The organism is Paracoccus zhejiangensis (assembly GCF_002847445.1).
GTDB lineage: Bacteria > Pseudomonadota > Alphaproteobacteria > Rhodobacterales > Rhodobacteraceae > Paracoccus > Paracoccus zhejiangensis.
Map to the genome: position 1 here is coordinate 256,194 of NZ_CP025430.1, position 16,166 is coordinate 272,359.

Sequence of the window (16,166 nt, forward strand, 5' to 3'; positions counted from 1 at the left end):
AGTTGCAGGCCCCGGTGAAGGGCACTGTTGACCTTTGGGGGGTGGCAGCGTTAACCCGCAGGCAGATTTCAGGATGCGCATGATGAACCTCTTTACCGATATCCGTGGCCAAGTGATCGCGGCGCTGGACGCCATGGTGGCGGCGGGCGAGCTGCCTGCGGGCCTCGATTTCAGCAATGTCACGGTCGAGCCGCCGCGCGATGCGGCCCATGGCGACATGGCCACCAATGCCGCGATGGTGCTGGCCAAGCCCGCCGGGCTGAAGCCACGCGAGATCGCTGACAAGCTGGCAGCACGGCTGACGGATCAACGCATCGAGAAGGCCGAGGTGGCCGGTCCGGGCTTCCTGAACCTGCGGCTGGCGCCCTCGGTGTGGCAGCAGGTGATCGCCGCCGCGCTGAAGGCGGGCGCGGATTTCGGGCGTTCGCAGGCTGGCAAGGGTGAGAAGGTGAACGTCGAGTTCGTCAGCGCCAACCCGACCGGGCCGATGCATGTGGGCCATGTCCGCGGCGCGGTCTTTGGCGATGCGCTGTCCTCGCTGCTGGATTTCGCCGGCTATGACGTGACCCGCGAATATTACATCAACGATGGCGGCGCGCAGGTCGATGTGCTGGCGCGCTCGGCCTATGAACGCTACCGCGAGGCCAACGGGCTGGAACCGCAGATCGCCGAGGGCCTCTATCCCGGCGATTACCTGATCCCGGTGGGCGAGGCGCTGAAGGCGAAATACGGCACCAGCCTGATCGACAAGCCGGAAGCCGACTGGCTGCTGGAGATCCGCGAATTTGCCACCGAGGCCATGCTGCAGATGATCCGCGAGGATCTGGCGCTGCTGGGTGTGACGATGAACGTCTATTCCAGCGAGAAGGCGCTTTACGGCACCGGCAAGATCGAAAGCGCGATCGCGCGGCTGGAGGCGGCCGGGCTGATCTATACCGGCACGCTGGAGCCGCCCAAGGGCAAGCTGCCCGAGGATTGGGAAGCGCGCGAGCAGGTGCTGTTCCGCTCGACCGCCTTCGGCGACGACCAGGACCGGCCGATCCAGAAATCCGATGGTAGCTGGACCTATTTCGCCCCCGACATCGCCTATCACTGGGACAAGATTGAGCGCGGCTTTGATCAGCTGATCAACGTCTTCGGCGCCGATCACGGCGGCTATGTGAAGCGGATGAATGCCGCCGTGCAGGCGCTGTCGGATGGCCGTGTGCCCTTGGACATCAAGCTGATCCAGCTGGTGAAGCTTTTCAAGAACGGCGAGCCATTCAAGATGTCGAAGCGGGCGGGGACCTTCGTCACCCTGCGCGACGTGGTGGACGAGGCCGGGGCCGATGTGACCCGCTTCATCATGCTGACCCGCAAGAACGACGCGACGCTGGATTTCGATTTTGCCAAGGTGCTGGAGCAGTCGAAGGACAACCCGGTCTGGTATGTGCAATATGCCAATGCCCGGGCGAACTCGGTGATGAAGCGCGCGGCCGAGATGGGTGTCGACACCTCCGATGCGGCGCTGGCCGGGGCGGATCTGTCGCGGCTGGGGCACGAGGCCGAGCTGGAGCTGGCGCGGAAGGTGGCAGAATGGCCACGTCTGGTCGAGCACGCTGCCCGTGCGCATGAGCCGCACCGGGTCGCCTTCTTCCTCTATGACATCGCCTCCAACCTGCATTCGCTGTGGAACCGGGGCAATGACGACCTGTCGCTGCGCTTTGTCCAGGATGGCGATAAGGACACAACCGCTGCAAAAATTGCATTGGTGCGGGCGGTTGGCGTTGTCATTTCATCCGGTCTGGCTATCTTGGGCGTCAATCCGGCGGAAGAAATGCGTTGATCAACGACCGTCGCCGCCGGGCCGAGACGAGCAGTTAACAATTATATTCCGGGACAACCGGCGGGCAGGCAGGCATGGCAGTGATGGATTTCCGCGACGGCGGACATGTATTCTCGCGTGGCGACAAGCGGCGCGAATTCTCCTATCGTGACGATGACGGCTTCGACGTCGAAGAGGCGCGCTATGCGGCCGATCCGGGTGGTGACGGGCTGTCGGTCCGAATCGCCCGCCTGACGCATTATCTGGGCGCGCTGGTCTCGGTCGCGCTGATGGTCGGGCTGATGGTCTGGGGCTGGCAGCTGGTGATGCGCGATGTCTCGGGCATTCCGGTCATCAAGGCCGTCGCCGGCGAGGCCCGCACCACGCCTGACGATCCGGGTGGCGAACTGACCGGCCATACCGGCTTTGCCGTCAACACCGTTTCGGGTGGGGCCGAGGCCGATCTGGTCGATCAGGTTGGCATTGCCCCGTCGGCCACGCCGCTGGATGACAGCGACGTCGCCATGGGCCAGCTTGGCGCCACCGCCCGCGAACCTGCCGAGGCCGACCTGCCCGTCGCCTTCGACAGCGAGGCCGTGATCGCGCTGCAGGACAGCGAGGCTGCCGCCGCCGCAGCCCGTGCCGACGCCGAGGCCGAAGCCGCAGCCCTTCTGGCCGAGCAGCAGCGCCAGCAGGCTCTGGCCGGTTCGGCCGAGGCCGAGGAACAGATCGCCGCCGCCAACATGACCGACGCCCCGGCTGCCGAAGGCCCGGTGAACGAGGTGGTGACCGACGAGACCGGCGCCCCGGCCCAGGCCGATGCCATCCGCGAGGCGCTGACCCAGGCGCAGGCCGCTGGCCCGTCGTCGCTGGCCGTCTCGACCCGTCCGGCGCCGCGTCCGCGCACCCGCAGTGTTGCGGCCGCCGCGCCCGCCGCTGCCGCCCCTGTGCAGGCCGCCGAGGCCGATGCGCCCGCCCGCCGTCCCGAAGCCGCGCTGGCCGAATCTCAGGCCGAGGCGCAGGCCCCGGCCCCGAGCCGCTCGGCTCAAGTGTCCTCGGGCGCGCCCTTGGTGCAGATCGGTGCCTTCGACAGCGACGCGCTGGCCGCAGGTGAATTCGGTCGCATGTCGGGCAAGTACGGCAATCTCTTTGCCGGCAAGGGGCAGGTGATCCAGAAGCACGAGGTCAATGGCCGCACCTTCTGGCGTCTGCGGGTCGCCGGTTTCGAATCGCGCGCCGAGGCACAGGATTTCTGCGCCCAGCTCAAGGCCGCCGGGACCGACTGCATTCCCGCAACTGCCCAATGAGCCACAGCGCCACGATTCTCGGCGGCATCGCCGGGACCGAGCTTTCGGCAGCCGAGCGGGATTTCTTTCGCTCGGCCGATCCCTGGGGGTTCATCCTCTTCGCCCGCAATGTCGAAAGCCCCGAGCAGCTGCGCCGCCTGACCGGCGATCTGCGCGAGGCCGTGGGCCGCGATGCGGTCATCACCGTCGACCAGGAGGGCGGACGGGTGCAGCGCCTGCGCGCGCCGCATTGGGCCGAATGGCTGCCGCCGCTGGAACAGGCCGGGGCGGGCGAACGCGCGATGTGGCTGAGCTATCGGCTGATCGGCGCGGAACTCAAGGCCGTGGGCATCGACAGCGATTGCGCGCCCACGCTGGATATTGCCGGGCCGACCACGCATCCGTTCCTGCGCAACCGCTGTCTGGGCGAGGACCCGGCGACCATCGCCCGGCTTGGCCGCGCCGTGGCCGACGGGTTGCTGGCCGCGGGCGTCCTGCCGGTGATGAAGCACATGCCGGGCCATGGCCGCACGCTGGTCGACAGCCATCACGAGACGCCCCTGCTGGATGCGCCGCTGGCCGAATTGGACGAGACCGACTTCGCCCCCTTCCGGATGCTGAACGACCTGCCGATGGGCATGACTGCGCATATCCGCGTGCCCTCCAGCGGCGATGACCGCCCGGCGACCTCCTCGCCGGCGGTGATCCGGCTCATTCGCGAGCGGATCGGCTTTGACGGGTTGCTGATGACCGATGACATCACCATGCAGGCGCTGAAAGGGACCGAGGCAGAACGTGCCGCCTCGGCCATCGCCGCCGGGGTCGACCTGGTTTTGCATTGCAACAAGACCGTGCCCGAGATGGAGCTGGTCGTGGCCGCAGCTGGTGCGATGACGGCTGATGCTACCCGCCGGGCCGAGGTCGCGCTGGCCATGCGCCGCGCGCCGGAGGCAGCGGATGAGGCGGCACTCATGGCGGAGTATCGGGCGCTGGTGCCGGGAACGGCGATGGCCTGAGGCAAGGCGGGTCCATCACCCAGCTTGACTCGAGACCCGCTTCGCCCGACGCTGAACGCCTGCCTTTCTGCTCACGGTGGCCGCCATGTCCCGATCCGGCAAAGATGTGCCCTATCTGAAGCCCGTGCCCGATGGCTCGGGGGCGGACGATTTCGATGCCGTGGCCGAACGCCGGGCCGAAGAGGCCCTGATCGTCGATGTCGAGGGGTACGAGGGGCCGCTGGACCTGCTGCTGACCCTGTCGCGGACGCAGAAGGTCGATCTGATGAAGATCTCGGTGCTGAAGCTGGCCGAGCAATATCTGGCTTTCGTCGAACAGGCCCGCAAGCTGCGCATCGAACTGGCCGCCGATTATCTGGTCATGGCCGCCTGGCTGGCCTTCCTGAAATCGCGGCTGCTTCTGCCGCCAGATCCCGAGGCCGAGGGGCCAAGTGCCGAGGATATGGCGGCGCATCTGGCCTTCCAGCTGGAACGCCTGCAGGCCATGCGCGAGGCCGCGAGCCGGCTGATGGGCCGCGACCGGCTGGGGCAGAGCCGGTTCCAGCGTGGGGCGCCGGAAACCGTCGCCCGCAAGCGCCGCACCGAATGGCAGGCCGGGCTGATCGACCTGATGCGGGCCTATTCGCGGCTGCGCACAAAGGATGAGTTCCGCCCCTATGCCTTTGACCGCAAGGGCGTTTTCACCATGGAGCAGGCGCTGGACCGGGTCCGCAAGATGATCGGCTATGCCGGCGACTGGACAGCGCTCGCGGATTTCCTGCCCGATGGCTGGGAGGTCGATCCGGCGCGCCGCCGCTCGGCCACCGCCGCCACTTTCGCTGCGACATTGGAGCTTGCGCGGCAGGGGCAGCTCGAGTTGAAACAGGACGGGACGTTTTCCCCGATAACGATAAGGCGCAAGCCCAATTAAGTGAGTGCAGTGAGCGATTTCAGCGATAGCGGGGACGATCCCCAGCCGGGCGACGAGATCGACCCGCGCGAGTTTCCACCGCCGCCTCTGGCGGTGCAGGAACGCATGGTCGAGGCGCTGCTGTTCGCCAGTTCCGGCCCGATGAGCGTGCGCGAGATGGCGGCCCGCCTGCCGCGTGGCTGCGACCCGGCCGAGGCGGTGCGGGCGCTGGCCGTGCGCTACCAGGATCGGGGCGTCGTGCTGGAACGGATCGGCGATGCCTGGGCCTTCCGCACCGCGCCGGATCTCAGTTTCCTGATGCAAACCGAGACGGTGGACAGCCGCCGCCTGTCCCGCGCCGCGACCGAGACGCTGGCCATCATCGCCTATCACCAGCCGGTCACCCGCGCCGAGATCGAGGAGATCCGGGGCGTCGCTGTCAGCCGCGGCACGCTGGATCAGTTGATCGAGATGGACTGGGTGCGCATGGGCCGCCGCCGCATGACCCCGGGCCGGCCGGCGACCTTCGTGGTGACCGAGACTTTCCTTGATCATTTCGGGCTGGAATCGGCCCGCGACCTGCCGGGTCTGGCCGAGTTGCGCGCTGCCGGACTGCTGGACAGCCGCCCGCCCGAAGGCGGCTTCAACGTGCCTCTTGCCTTGCGCGACGAAGAGGAGGAAATGGAGGACGGATCGCCGGCAGACGATCTTTTCGAGGATGAATAGGGCATCGCCATGAGCGGCTTTCTGAACCAGTTCCTGCGCCAGTTGGTCAACCGTCTGACCAATCGCGGCATCAACAAGGGCATCAACCATCTGGCCAAGCGCGGCAGCGGCGGGAAATCCACCCCGGCCAGCCGCCAGCAGGCCAAGGTGACCCGCGACGCGGTGAAGCGCGCCCGTCAGGCCGCCAGAATCACCCGGCGGCTGGGGAAGTAGCCGCAGCGGCCCTGACACGCATGGGGGATAGCCGTTCGCGCGAATCCCCTCTATGGCCTCGGCCATGACAGACACATTCGAAATCTTCCTTGTCGCCACACCCGGCCTTGAAGCACCGCTGGCGGCCGAGGCGCGCGAATTGGGCTGGACGCCTGCTATCCAGCCCGGCGGCGTCACCGTCTCGGGTCCGTGGCGCGACGTGATGCGCGCGAACCTGATGCTGCGCGGCGCGACGCGGGTTCTGGCGCGCGTCGGCAGTTTCCGGGCGATGCACCTGGCGCAGCTCGACAAGCGGGCCCGCAAGTTCCCCTGGGCCGACTGGCTGCGTCCCGAGGTGCCGGTGCGGGTCGAGGCCAGCAGCAAGGCCAGCCGCGTCTATCACGCCGGGGCCATCACCCAGCGGATCGAGCGGGCGCTGGTCGAGGAACTGGGCGCCACCATTGCCAAGCCCGAGGCCACCGATCCCTCGGTCACTGTGAAGGTGCGGATCGAGGATGATCTTTGCACCATCAGCCTCGATACGACCGGGGAATCGCTGCACAAGCGCGGCCACAAGCAGGCCGTGGCCAAGGCGCCCATGCGCGAGACCATGGCGGCGATGTTCCTGCGCGAGATGGGCTTTGACGGTAGCCAGCCGGTGCTGGACCCGATGTGCGGCTCGGGCACCTTTGTCATCGAGGCGGCCGGGATGGCGGCGGGCATGGCACCGGGGCGCAGCCGCAGCTTTGCCTTCGAGCTGCTGGCGAATTTCGATGCGGCGGCGTGGCAGGCCCTGCGTGCCGGCGTGACCCCGCATGCGCCCACCGCGCGGTTCACCGGCAGCGACCGCGATGCCGGCGCGGTGCGAATGAGCCTTGCCAATGCCGAGCGGGCAGGGGTGGCGGACTGGACCGGCTTTGCGCAGGGCGCCATCGCCGATCTGCAGCGCCCCGAGGGGCCGGCGGGCATCGTCATCATCAACCCGCCCTATGGCGCGCGGGTCGGCAACAAGGGGCCGCTTTTCGGGCTTCATGCCAATATGGGCGAGGTGCTGCGCAGCCGACTCGCCGGCTGGCGCGTCGGTATCGTCACCAGCGAGGCGGGGCTGGCCAAGGCGACCGGGCTGCCCTTCTTGCCGCCCGGCCCGATCGTCGCCCATGGCGGGCTGAAGGTGAGGCTGTGGCAGACGGGGATCTTGGGCGGCTGATGCCGCCCGCAACTTTCAGCCGATCACTCGTCGATCAGCTGGCCGGCGCTGAAGTTGCCGAGGTTGCCCATCAGTTGACGGATCAACGAGATCTCGCCCACGCCCGAATCGGTCACGCGGCGCGACAGAACCACGACCCGGCCACGCTCCAGCCCGAAGCGTTCGATATTGGCGACGGTGCCGGTCTCGCCAAAGGTCACGGCGACGACCTGACGGGTGATCTCGTCCGGCTCGTAGGGGCCATAGTGCCGCCAGCGCGAGCCGACATAGTACCAGCCCGATCCGGTCAGCAGCCCTTGCGAACTGGGGCGGCCGATCAGTCCGGGCAGCTCATCAACGGTGGTCTGGCCGACGACGACCTGGGCCAGATCGTTCTCGGGCGGAATATAGCCGTGATTGCGATAGACCGGAGCACAGGCGGCGATGGCGAGAACCGCCAGAATCAGAAACTGCCGAATGGCTGACATGAATTTTGGTCCCTCATTTCCGGCAGTTCGGTTGACGCCGCCGACCCGGCTTAGCAAACTCGGCACCTGCGCTCAAGAATAAGGCGCAAGGTGGGCAAAGCGCCCCATTGATGCGAAAGACAGAAGAATGACCGCGACACCCTCCTTTGCCCATCGTCTGCGTGTGGCGCATCTGAATCCGCGCGCGCCCAATCCGCTGGACCTTGAGCCCGATGCCGCAGCCCGCGCCGCCATCGCTGCCGAGCTGGACCTGCTGGACCTGCCGGCCCTGCGCTTCAAGGGCGAGGTGGTGGCGCGCGGCAATGACGCCTGGGTGCTGACCTGCCGCCTGACCGCGCGGGTGGTGCAGCCCTGCGTGGTGACCATGGCCCCGGTCGAAAGCCCGATCGACGAAGAGGTGCGGCGCATCTTTTCGCCGCACATGACCGCGCCGACCGAGGAAGAGATCGAAATGCCGGATGACGAGATGGAGCCCCTCGGCCAGTTCATCGATGCCGGCGCGGTGATGATCGAGGCGCTGGCGCTGGCGCTGCCGCTCTATCCCCGTGCGGACGGGGCGGAACTGCCCGAGGCTGAAGACGAGTCCGAGGCCGGTGATGAGGATGACCGCAAGAAGCCCTTTGCCGGTCTGGGGGACCTGCTGAAGAAGCGCCCGCAATAACGCGGCCTATCGCTGCCGCTCGGCCAGCCGCGCCATCAGCCGCGGCGCACCGATGCCGTGCAGGATGACGCTGGAGGCCACGATCAGCGCCACGATGGCCCAGAGCAGCTGCCCCGACTCGATGCTGTAGGGCGCGTGGTTCAGCCCGTAGGCGAGGTAATACATCGAGCCGACGCCGCGGATGCCAAGCGCGGCGATGGCAAAACGCTCGCCCCGCGGCAGGCCCAGCCCGGCCAGTGAGAGCCAGCCGGCGACGGGCCTGATGACGATCAGGAACAGCGCCGCCACGATCAGGCCGGTGAGGCCGAGCGGCGCGAGAATCCCCTGGCCGATGGCGATGCCGGTGACGAAGACCACGCCGATCAGGAAGATCATCTCGGTCTGCTCGACAAAGTGATGCAGGTCGCGGTGGACGGCGTGGTCGCGCTCGGACCGGCGAAAGCTGAGCGCGGCGATGAAGACGGCGATGAAGCCATAGCCATGCACCATCTCGGTCAGGCTATAGGCAAACAGCGTCAGGCCGAGCGCCAGAAAGGCGTCCGGCACGCCCCGGCGCGGTGCCAGCCGGAATACCGCCCAGCCAAGGAAGCGGCCGATGAGCCAGCCCATCAGCAAGCCGGCGGCGATCTTCCAGCCGACATCATAGGCCAGCCATTCCCACAGCACCGGCGGATCGAAACTGCCCTCGTCGCCGGGCTGGCCGGTCTCGGCCATGCGGTCGGCGGTGGCGGCGATGGCCAGGAAGACGAAGGGAAAGGCCAGCCCGTCATTCAGCCCGGCCTCGGATGTCAGGGCAAAGCGCGCCTCGGCCTCTTCCGCCTCGCCGGGCGGGCCGACCTGCACCGAGGCGGCCAGCACCGGATCGGTCGGCGCCATCACCGCGCCGAGGAGCAGCGCGGCGGCCAGCGGCAGGCCCAGAAGCCCATAGCCAAGTGCTGCAAGTCCGAGGATGCAGAGCGGCATGGTCAGCGCCAGAAGCCGCCAGGTCGAGGCCCAGCTGCGCCAGCCCATGCGGCGGTCCAGCTTAAGCCCGCCGCCGGTCAGCGACAGGATCACCGCCAGTTCGGTGATGCGCTGGACCAGCACACCCTGGCGGATCGGGTCGATGACCGGCATGTCCCGAAAGACCAGGCCCACACCGATTCCCCCGAAGAGGCAGGCGATCGGGATCGAGATCGGCACCGCCCAGCCCAGAGAGCGAGACAGCGCCGGCAGGATCGCGGCGCCGAGGACGCCGAATCCCAGCATGGCGAGGAAGATTTCGTAGCTCATCGTCATGGGGGCCGAGCATGGCCCTGTGGCACATCCGTCGGCAAGCGGGATTTCGCGGGGTGCCGCCCAGTTTACCCTTGCGTGAGGGCAAGGCATCGCTTACCTCGACCGTTCACCCGGACGGCCCACAAGCCCACCGGCCGACAATCCGCTTCCAGCGGAATGGCCTTGCAGGCCCGGTCGTCATGGCGTATTGGCGCGGTTCGTTCATGAATTCAGACTAACACCGGAACCGCCTTCGTGCGCGCCCGCCAAAAACCGAGGTTGTGACATGGCTGTCCCTCAGAATCGCGTTACCCGTTCCCGCCGCAACATGCGCCGCGCCCATGATGCGCTGGTCGCTGGCAACCCGAACGAGTGCACCAATTGCGGCGAGCTGAAGCGCCCGCACCACGTTTGCCCGTCCTGCGGCCATTACGCCGACCGTGAAGTGGTCGCGCAGGCCAACGAGATCGAGCTGGACGACGACGCGGCGTAAGCCGCCCGTTTCGTCGATCGATGACGGCACCAGACGCGCAAAGCCCCGGCCCGCGCGCCCCTGCATCCGGGGGCAGCGTGGTGATTTCGGTTGACGCGATGGGGGGCGATCGTGGCCCCGCCGCCGTCGTCGCCGGCATCGCCGAAAGCGCCGAGAAGAACTCAGAGATCCGCTTCATCGTCCATGGCGATGGCGATCTGCTGAAACGGCTGATCGACAAGCGGCGCGGTCTGGCCGAACGCTGCGACATCCGCCACGCCTCGGGCGTGGTGACGATGGACGACAAGCCCAGCCAGATCGTGCGCAAGGGCGAAGGCACCTCGATGTGGTCGGCGATCGAATCGGTCAAGCAGGGCGAGGCCACCGTCGCCGTCTCCTGCGGCAACACCGGCGCGCTGATGGCGCTGTCGATGATCCGGCTGCGCAAGCTGCCCGGGGTGAACCGGCCGGCCATCGCCTGCCTCTGGCCCTCGCGCAACCCGTCGGGCTTCAACATCATGCTGGACGTGGGCGCCGATATCCGCGCCGATGCGCCGGACCTCTTGCAATACGCGATGATGGGCGCCTCCTATGCCCGGAACGGCCTTGGCGTGCCCGACCCGCGTGTCGGGCTGCTGAACGTCGGCACCGAAGAACACAAGGGCCGGGCCGAGCTGAAAGAGGCGCATGAGCTGATCGGGCAGGCGGCAGCCACCGGCGGCTTTGCCTATGTCGGCTTTGTCGAGGGGGGTGATCTGCCCTCGGCCCGCGCCGATGTGATCGTGACAGACGGCTTTACCGGCAATATCGCGCTGAAGACCGGCGAGGGCACCGCAAAGCTGGTCGGTGATTTCCTCCGCGAGGCCTTCGCCAATTCCTTCATGTCGAAATTCGCGGCGCTTCTGGCGATGACCTCGCTGAAGCGGCTGCAAAAGCGCATCGATCCACGCCGGGTGAATGGCGGGGTCTTCCTTGGCCTCAACGGCACCGTGGTCAAGTCGCATGGCTCGGCCGATGCCACCGGCATCTCGGCGGCGATCAAGCTGGCCTTCCAGCTGGCGAAGTCGGGCTTCCAGGACCGTCTGGCCGCGCGCGTGGCCCAAAGCGTTGCCGTGGCGCAGGCCGAGGGCGGCGAGTCGAGTGAAAAAGGGGCCGCAACATGACCGGCAAAGCCACCCGTCGCGCCGTGATCCGGGGAACCGGGCATTACCTGCCCGAGCGCGTGGTCGAGAACAGCTGGTTCGAGGACAAGCTGGACACCACCGATGACTGGATCCGCTCGCGCAGCGGCATCGAGCGGCGGCATTTCGCGGCCGAGGGTCAGACCACCAGCGATCTCGCGATCCGCGCCGCCAAGGCGGCGCTGGAGAATGCGGGGCTTCAGCCCGACGATATCGACGCCATCGTGGTGGCGACCTCGACCCCCGACCTGACCTTCCCGGCGGTGGCGACGATGGTGCAGGCCGGGCTGGGCATGACCCGTGGCTTTGCCTTCGACGTGCAGGCGGTCTGCGCCGGCTTCGTCTTCGCGCTGGCCAATGCCGAGGGGCTGATCCGCGGCCATCAGGCGGATCGCGTGCTGGTCATCGGCGCCGAGACCTTCAGCCGGATCATGGACTGGACCGACCGCTCGACCTGCGTGCTGTTCGGCGACGGGGCAGGGGCCGTGGTGCTGGAGGCCGCCGAGGGCGATGGGACCAATGCCGACCGGGGCATCCTGGCGACCGACCTGAACAGCGACGGGCAATATCGTGACCTGCTTTACGTTGATGGCGGCGTCAGCAGTTCCGGCACGGCCGGGCACCTGCGGATGCAGGGCAATCTGGTCTTCCGCCATGCAGTCGAGAAGCTGGCCAAGACCGCGCATACCGCGCTGGACAAGGCCGGGCTGAGCACGACTGACGTCGACTGGCTGGTCCCGCATCAGGCCAATATGCGGATCATCACCTCCACCGCGCAGAAGATGGACCTGCCGATGGAGAAGGTGGTGCTGACGGTCTCGGATCACGGCAATACCTCGGCCGCCTCGATCCCGCTGGCCCTTTCGGTTGCCGCCTCGCAGGGGCGGTTCAAGCCGGGCGACCTGATCGTCACCGAGGCGATCGGCGGCGGGCTGAGCTGGGGCTCGGTGATCCTGCGCTGGTAGGCGCGACCATCTGACCTTTTCGAGCGAACCAACGCAGGGCAGCGCGCGACCGCGGGTGCGCGCTGCCGGCGCTTGTGCTGAGAACCTTTATGGCGCCGCCGCATCGAACGGCTGTTCGGCGTGGATCGGCACCGAAGCGCGCGCCCGTGGGGCGGTCGCGCGCTGCCCGGCGGGCTTGCAGCCCGCGCATCGGGCAGGGTCTGCGGCCCAACCCTATTTCAGCTGCGAATCCTTGCTGCCGCGCCGGTTGATCCCGCCCACGGCCTTGAAGCTCTTGTCACGCCCCTGCTGGCAGTCGATGCAGAGCTGCACCCCCGGCACCGCTTGGCGTCGCGCCTCGGGGATCGGCTCGTCGCAATCCACGCAGAACTCGGCGCTTTCGCCGCCCTGCCGCTGCCGCGCCCGCATCCGCTCGATCGCTTCCTGCGTCGAGACCTCGATCTGTTCGTTTACCGCGCCGTCCTGCGCCCATCCACCGGCCATGGCTCTCTCCTTCTTCCTGCAAAGATAGGTATTGCCGACCCTTAGCGCAAACAGGCCCCGCGAGCGGTTGACAGCCCCGCGCCCCCCTTGCAGTCTCTGCAGCGAAACGCGGCGAGCAACGACCGCGCGAGGGAGGACATCTTGCCCATCATCCGTCTGATCGACGGCATCAATGAGGTCGTCGGCCGCATCGTCTCGGTCGTGGCGATCCTGTTTGCCGGGATCATCATCTATGATGTCGTCATGCGCTACGTCTTCGGCGACCCGACCCGTTGGGCCTTCGACGTGACCAAGCAGCTTTACGGCTTCTATTTCATCATGCTGGGCGGCTATGCCCTGCGTCACCAGGCACATGTGCGGGTCGATCTGGTCACCGCGCGGCTGGGGTCGGGAGCGCGCCGGCTGGTCGAGGCGCTTGGCTATCTGATCTTCTTCTTCCCCTTCGCGGTGATCTTCCTGCGCGAAAGCTGGAAATTCGCCATGACCTCGTGGCGGCAGGGCGAGGTGACCTATGGCGCGGTCTCGCTGCCGGTCTATCCGCTGAAGCTCGCCATGGCCGCGGCTGCGGCGCTGCTGTTGATCCAGGGGATCAGCGAATTCCTGAAGCTGGTGTTGAACCGGACCAATACCCCCGACCCCGAGGAGGCGCTTGATGTCCGGTGAAACGATCGGCCTGATCATGGCCGGGATGCTGGTGCTTGGCCTGTTCATGGGTCACCCGCTGGCCTTCGTTCTCGGCGGCACGGCGGTGCTGGGGGCCTTCATCGCCGGCAAGCCGATGGTGCTGGGCATCGTCATCAACCGCATCTTCGGCGATGTGCTGGACAATTACGTGCTGATCGCCATCCCGCTGTTCGTGCTGATGGCGCGCTTTCTCAGCGACAGCGGCGTCACCGACCGGATGTTCGAGGCGCTGCGCCACCTGATGGCGCGCGTGACCGGCGGCCTGGGTCTCGCCGTGGTGTTCATCTCGATCCTGCTGGCCGCGACCACCGGCATCATCGGCGCCTCGATCACCGTCATGGGCATGATGGCGCTGCGGCCGATGCTGCAATACGGCTATGACAAGCGGCTGGCGACCGGGCTCATCGGCGCCTCGGGCTGCCTTGGCATCCTGATCCCGCCCTCGATCATGCTGATCCTGATGGCTTCCTATGCGCCGGGCCTGTCGGTCGGGCAGCTGTTCGCCGGGGCGATGATCCCGGGGGTCCTCTTGGGCCTGATGTACGCACTCTATGTCGCCGTCATCGCCTGGGTCCGGCCGGAATGGGCGCCGCCGGTGAAGGACGAGGAGCAGATCAGCCGGGGCGAGCTGTGGAAGATGCTGCTGATCGAGGCGGTGCCGCCGCTGGTCCTGATCCTCGGCATCCTCGGTTCGATGCTGGCGGGAATCGCCACGGCGACCGAGGCCAGCGCCATCGGCGCGGCACTGGCGCTGCTGATCGTGATCTTCCGCGGCCGCTTCGAATGGCGCACCTTCTACTCGGCGCTGCTGGAAACCGGCCGCACCAGCGCGATGATCCTCTTCATCGTCGTCGGCGCCACCGCCTTTACCGGCGTCTTCAACATCACCGGGGGGCTGCGCGCCAGCCAGGACCTGATCCGCGGGCTGGCCGATGATCCCTATACGCTGGTGGCGGTGATGCTGCTGGTGGTGTTCATCCTCGGCATGTTCCTCGACTGGACCGGGATCGTGCTGCTGTCCTTCCCGATCTTCCTGCCCCTGGTCAGCGAGATGGGCATCGATCCCCTGTGGTTCGTGATCCTGATGGCGGTGGTCCTGCAGACCAGCTTCCTGTCGCCGCCCTTCGGCTATGCGCTGTTCTACATGCGGGCGATCGCGCCACCCGAGGTCTCGACCGGCGACATCATCCGCGGCGTTCTGCCCTTCATCCTGCTGGTGCTGGTGATGTGCGGCCTGATCATCCTGTTCCCGGCGCTGGTCAGCTGGCTGCCGACAACGCTTTACGGTCCGGCCTCGTGAGGGCCGGGCAACTGAATTCAACAAGGAGGTAACAATGAAAAAGATGATGACCGGGGCCGCGCTGGCCGCCGTGACGCTGGCCGCCGCGCCGGCCATGGCCGAGACCTGGCAAATGACCTCGACCTGGCCGTCGAGCCTCGAGCTGGTCGAGATCGACAAGCATTTCGTCAAGCTTGCCAATGACATGATCCCCGATGATCAGCTGAACATCGAGTTCTTCGAGGGCGGTTCGCTGGTCCCCGCGGGCGAGGTTTTCGGCGCGGTCGAATCGGGCACCATTCAGGCGGGCGGCGACTGGCCGGGCTATTGGGCGGGCCGCGACAGTGCCTTCTCGCCACTGGCGACCACTTCGGCGCTGTTCAACGCCGTCGATTACATCAACTGGATCCAGGAATGGGGCGGGGCCGAGCTTTACAACGAGGTCTATGGCAAGTTCGGCATGGTCTACCTGCCTTACGGCGTGACCAACAACGAATCGGGTTTCCGCACCGTCGACAAGCCGATCCAGACCACCGAGGACCTGAAGGGCCTGCGCCTGCGTCTCTCGGGCTATGAGCAGGGTAAACTGCTGGAGAAGCTGGGCGGCAACCAGGTCAGCATGGCCGGCGGCGAGATCTACCAGTCGTTGGAGCGCGGCGTGATCGACGGGGCCGAATTCTCGACCCCGAACGTCGACTGGTCGGGCGGCTTCCAGCAGGTGACCAAGTACTGGTCCACCCCGGGCTGGCACCAGTCGGCCTCGGTCTTCGGCGTGATGATCAACAAGGCCAGCTGGGATGCCCTGACGCCGGAAGTGCAGGAGACGCTGAAGGTCGCGGCCTCGGCCAACCTTCTGTGGTCGCTGGCCTTCACCGAGAAGCGCGCCACCGAAGCCTATGCCGAGTTCAAGAATGCCGGCACCGAGATCACCCGTCTGGATGATGCGACGCTGGAAAACATTCAGACGCTCGCCAACGAGACGATCGAGGAAGCCGCCTGCGAGAATCCCCTCTCGGCGAAAGTCTATGCCAGCATGATCACCTACCTGCAGGACTATAGCCAATGGCGGGATGCTTCGGCGCCCTACAATCTGGGCCGCTCGCCGAACGGCCCCGACCTCGCCAAGATTCAGGCCTGCGCCGGGTGATTTGGGCGTGACGCGGCGGTAAACCGCGCAAAATCAACGGAAAACCAAGGGGCGGGGGAACGATTCCTCCGCCCCGATTGTTGACAGGCCATGCGAAACCGAACAATCATGGATGCAATCGACAGGGTGCAGGTATGAGTGAAAAGACGCTGACACGAATGGATCTGGCCGAGGCCGTTTTCCGCGAAGTCGGTCTGTCGCGACATGAATCGGCGCAGCTTGTGGAAAGCGTGCTGGGTCATATCTCGGATGCGCTGGTGTCGGGTCATCAGGTCAAGATCTCGTCCTTCGGCACCTTCTCGGTCCGCGACAAGAACGAACGCATCGGCCGCAACCCCAAGACCGGGGAAGAGGTGCCGATCACCCCGCGCCGCGTTCTGTCCTTCCGGCCCTCGCATCTGATGAAGGATCGCGTTGCGGCAGGCAACAAGAGCTGAGGATCTCCTGACA

The 16,166-nt window shown here is 66.8% G+C and carries 18 protein-coding genes; 15 read left to right on the forward strand and 3 right to left on the reverse strand.

Annotation, left to right across the window (positions count from 1 at the left end; genetic code table 11):
- Window positions 1–82 precede the first annotated feature (82 nt).
- The 7 genes from argS (at window position 83) to CX676_RS01325 (ending at window position 7,120) form a co-directional block, all read left to right on the forward strand.
- Window positions 83–1,825 carry an arginine--tRNA ligase gene (gene argS / locus CX676_RS01295; RefSeq protein ID WP_101754059.1) on the forward strand — a complete coding sequence of 581 codons (1,743 nt, stop codon included), beginning with the start codon at window positions 83–85 and terminating at the stop codon, window positions 1,823–1,825.
- 83 nt (window positions 1,826–1,908) lie between these two features.
- Window positions 1,909–3,111 carry an SPOR domain-containing protein gene (locus tag CX676_RS01300; RefSeq protein ID WP_232816551.1) on the forward strand — a complete coding sequence of 401 codons (1,203 nt, stop codon included), beginning with the start codon at window positions 1,909–1,911 and terminating at the stop codon, window positions 3,109–3,111.
- Entirely contained in the window at window positions 3,108–4,106 is a 999-nt protein-coding gene (locus tag CX676_RS01305) for a glycoside hydrolase family 3 N-terminal domain-containing protein (protein ID WP_101751009.1), read from the forward strand. Before CX676_RS01300 ends, CX676_RS01305 begins: the two co-directional genes overlap by 4 nt.
- A gap of 85 nt (window positions 4,107–4,191) precedes the next feature.
- Complete coding sequence (locus tag CX676_RS01310; RefSeq protein ID WP_101751010.1) at window positions 4,192–5,016, forward strand: segregation and condensation protein A; 825 nt, start codon at window positions 4,192–4,194, stop codon at window positions 5,014–5,016.
- A 9-nt stretch (window positions 5,017–5,025) separates the two neighbouring features.
- A complete protein-coding gene (scpB, locus tag CX676_RS01315) occupies window positions 5,026–5,721 on the forward strand; it encodes an SMC-Scp complex subunit ScpB (RefSeq protein WP_408634471.1) in 696 nt (231 codons plus the stop codon).
- Between the two features lie 9 nt (window positions 5,722–5,730).
- Window positions 5,731–5,934, forward strand: a complete 204-nt coding sequence (locus CX676_RS01320) for a hypothetical protein (RefSeq protein WP_232816552.1) — start codon at window positions 5,731–5,733, stop codon at window positions 5,932–5,934.
- 64 nt (window positions 5,935–5,998) lie between these two features.
- A complete protein-coding gene (locus tag CX676_RS01325) occupies window positions 5,999–7,120 on the forward strand; it encodes a THUMP domain-containing class I SAM-dependent RNA methyltransferase (protein ID WP_101754062.1) in 1,122 nt (373 codons plus the stop codon).
- A gap of 23 nt (window positions 7,121–7,143) precedes the next feature.
- Here the strand turns inward: CX676_RS01325 and CX676_RS01330 are convergent, their stop codons facing one another.
- On the reverse strand, window positions 7,144–7,587 hold the full coding sequence (locus CX676_RS01330; protein WP_101751011.1) for an outer membrane protein assembly factor BamE: 444 nt from the start codon (window positions 7,585–7,587) through the stop codon (window positions 7,144–7,146).
- A gap of 127 nt (window positions 7,588–7,714) precedes the next feature.
- Between CX676_RS01330 and CX676_RS01335 the strand changes: the two genes are divergently transcribed.
- Window positions 7,715–8,248 carry a YceD family protein gene (locus tag CX676_RS01335; RefSeq protein ID WP_101751012.1) on the forward strand — a complete coding sequence of 178 codons (534 nt, stop codon included), beginning with the start codon at window positions 7,715–7,717 and terminating at the stop codon, window positions 8,246–8,248.
- 6 nt (window positions 8,249–8,254) lie between these two features.
- Here the strand turns inward: CX676_RS01335 and CX676_RS01340 are convergent, their stop codons facing one another.
- Complete coding sequence (locus tag CX676_RS01340; protein WP_101751013.1) at window positions 8,255–9,526, reverse strand: cation:proton antiporter; 1,272 nt, start codon at window positions 9,524–9,526, stop codon at window positions 8,255–8,257.
- Between the two features lie 265 nt (window positions 9,527–9,791).
- Here CX676_RS01340 and rpmF point away from each other — a divergent pair, with 265 nt between their 5' ends.
- The 3 genes from rpmF to CX676_RS01355 are packed head-to-tail and all read left to right on the forward strand — an operon-like array spanning window position 9,792 to window position 12,123.
- Window positions 9,792–9,998 carry a 50S ribosomal protein L32 gene (gene rpmF, locus CX676_RS01345; protein ID WP_101751014.1) on the forward strand — a complete coding sequence of 69 codons (207 nt, stop codon included), beginning with the start codon at window positions 9,792–9,794 and terminating at the stop codon, window positions 9,996–9,998.
- A 20-nt stretch (window positions 9,999–10,018) separates the two neighbouring features.
- Window positions 10,019–11,140: a phosphate acyltransferase PlsX gene (plsX, locus tag CX676_RS01350; protein WP_101751015.1), complete on the forward strand. Its 1,122-nt coding sequence runs from the start codon at window positions 10,019–10,021 to the stop codon at window positions 11,138–11,140.
- Complete coding sequence (locus CX676_RS01355) at window positions 11,137–12,123, forward strand: beta-ketoacyl-ACP synthase III (protein ID WP_101751016.1); 987 nt, start codon at window positions 11,137–11,139, stop codon at window positions 12,121–12,123. Before plsX ends, CX676_RS01355 begins: the two co-directional genes overlap by 4 nt.
- A gap of 213 nt (window positions 12,124–12,336) precedes the next feature.
- On the opposite strand, the gene CX676_RS01360 is transcribed toward CX676_RS01355, so the two are convergent.
- Window positions 12,337–12,606: a DksA/TraR family C4-type zinc finger protein gene (locus tag CX676_RS01360; RefSeq protein WP_101751017.1), complete on the reverse strand. Its 270-nt coding sequence runs from the start codon at window positions 12,604–12,606 to the stop codon at window positions 12,337–12,339.
- A gap of 141 nt (window positions 12,607–12,747) precedes the next feature.
- Here CX676_RS01360 and CX676_RS01365 point away from each other — a divergent pair, with 141 nt between their 5' ends.
- From CX676_RS01365 to ihfA, 4 genes are all read left to right on the forward strand, one after another.
- The gene (locus CX676_RS01365; RefSeq protein WP_101754063.1) at window positions 12,748–13,269 is read left to right on the forward strand and encodes a TRAP transporter small permease subunit; all 522 of its coding nucleotides are present in this window, start codon (window positions 12,748–12,750) and stop codon (window positions 13,267–13,269) included.
- The gene (locus CX676_RS01370; RefSeq protein ID WP_198590255.1) at window positions 13,259–14,590 is read left to right on the forward strand and encodes a TRAP transporter large permease; all 1,332 of its coding nucleotides are present in this window, start codon (window positions 13,259–13,261) and stop codon (window positions 14,588–14,590) included. The genes CX676_RS01365 and CX676_RS01370 overlap by 11 nt, the downstream gene beginning before the upstream one ends.
- A gap of 34 nt (window positions 14,591–14,624) precedes the next feature.
- Complete coding sequence (gene dctP / locus CX676_RS01375) at window positions 14,625–15,716, forward strand: TRAP transporter substrate-binding protein DctP (RefSeq protein ID WP_101751018.1); 1,092 nt, start codon at window positions 14,625–14,627, stop codon at window positions 15,714–15,716.
- A gap of 134 nt (window positions 15,717–15,850) precedes the next feature.
- Window positions 15,851–16,153 (forward strand): integration host factor subunit alpha, encoded by a 303-nt coding sequence (gene ihfA / locus CX676_RS01380; protein WP_101751019.1) that lies wholly within the window; start codon window positions 15,851–15,853, stop codon window positions 16,151–16,153.
- Window positions 16,154–16,166: the final 13 nt, after the last annotated feature.

Excerpts from the sequence above, each read along its gene's own strand:
- argS (WP_101754059.1), top strand. The coding sequence starts at position 83 with ATGAACCTCTTTACCGATATCCGTGGCCAAGTGATCGCGGCGCTGGAC.
- CX676_RS01300 (WP_232816551.1), top strand. The coding sequence starts at position 1,909 with ATGGATTTCCGCGACGGCGGACATGTATTCTCGCGTGGCGACAAGCGG.
- CX676_RS01305 (WP_101751009.1), top strand. The coding sequence starts at position 3,108 with ATGAGCCACAGCGCCACGATTCTCGGCGGCATCGCCGGGACCGAGCTT.
- CX676_RS01310 (WP_101751010.1), top strand. The coding sequence starts at position 4,192 with ATGTCCCGATCCGGCAAAGATGTGCCCTATCTGAAGCCCGTGCCCGAT.
- CX676_RS01320 (WP_232816552.1), top strand. The coding sequence starts at position 5,731 with ATGAGCGGCTTTCTGAACCAGTTCCTGCGCCAGTTGGTCAACCGTCTG.
- CX676_RS01325 (WP_101754062.1), top strand. The coding sequence starts at position 5,999 with ATGACAGACACATTCGAAATCTTCCTTGTCGCCACACCCGGCCTTGAA.
- CX676_RS01330 (WP_101751011.1), bottom strand. The coding sequence starts at position 7,587 with ATGTCAGCCATTCGGCAGTTTCTGATTCTGGCGGTTCTCGCCATCGCC.
- CX676_RS01335 (WP_101751012.1), top strand. The coding sequence starts at position 7,715 with ATGACCGCGACACCCTCCTTTGCCCATCGTCTGCGTGTGGCGCATCTG.
- CX676_RS01340 (WP_101751013.1), bottom strand. The coding sequence starts at position 9,526 with ATGACGATGAGCTACGAAATCTTCCTCGCCATGCTGGGATTCGGCGTC.
- rpmF (WP_101751014.1), top strand. The coding sequence starts at position 9,792 with ATGGCTGTCCCTCAGAATCGCGTTACCCGTTCCCGCCGCAACATGCGC.
- plsX (WP_101751015.1), top strand. The coding sequence starts at position 10,019 with ATGACGGCACCAGACGCGCAAAGCCCCGGCCCGCGCGCCCCTGCATCC.
- CX676_RS01355 (WP_101751016.1), top strand. The coding sequence starts at position 11,137 with ATGACCGGCAAAGCCACCCGTCGCGCCGTGATCCGGGGAACCGGGCAT.
- CX676_RS01360 (WP_101751017.1), bottom strand. The coding sequence starts at position 12,606 with ATGGCCGGTGGATGGGCGCAGGACGGCGCGGTAAACGAACAGATCGAG.
- CX676_RS01370 (WP_198590255.1), top strand. The coding sequence starts at position 13,259 with ATGTCCGGTGAAACGATCGGCCTGATCATGGCCGGGATGCTGGTGCTT.
- dctP (WP_101751018.1), top strand. The coding sequence starts at position 14,625 with ATGAAAAAGATGATGACCGGGGCCGCGCTGGCCGCCGTGACGCTGGCC.
- ihfA (WP_101751019.1), top strand. The coding sequence starts at position 15,851 with ATGAGTGAAAAGACGCTGACACGAATGGATCTGGCCGAGGCCGTTTTC.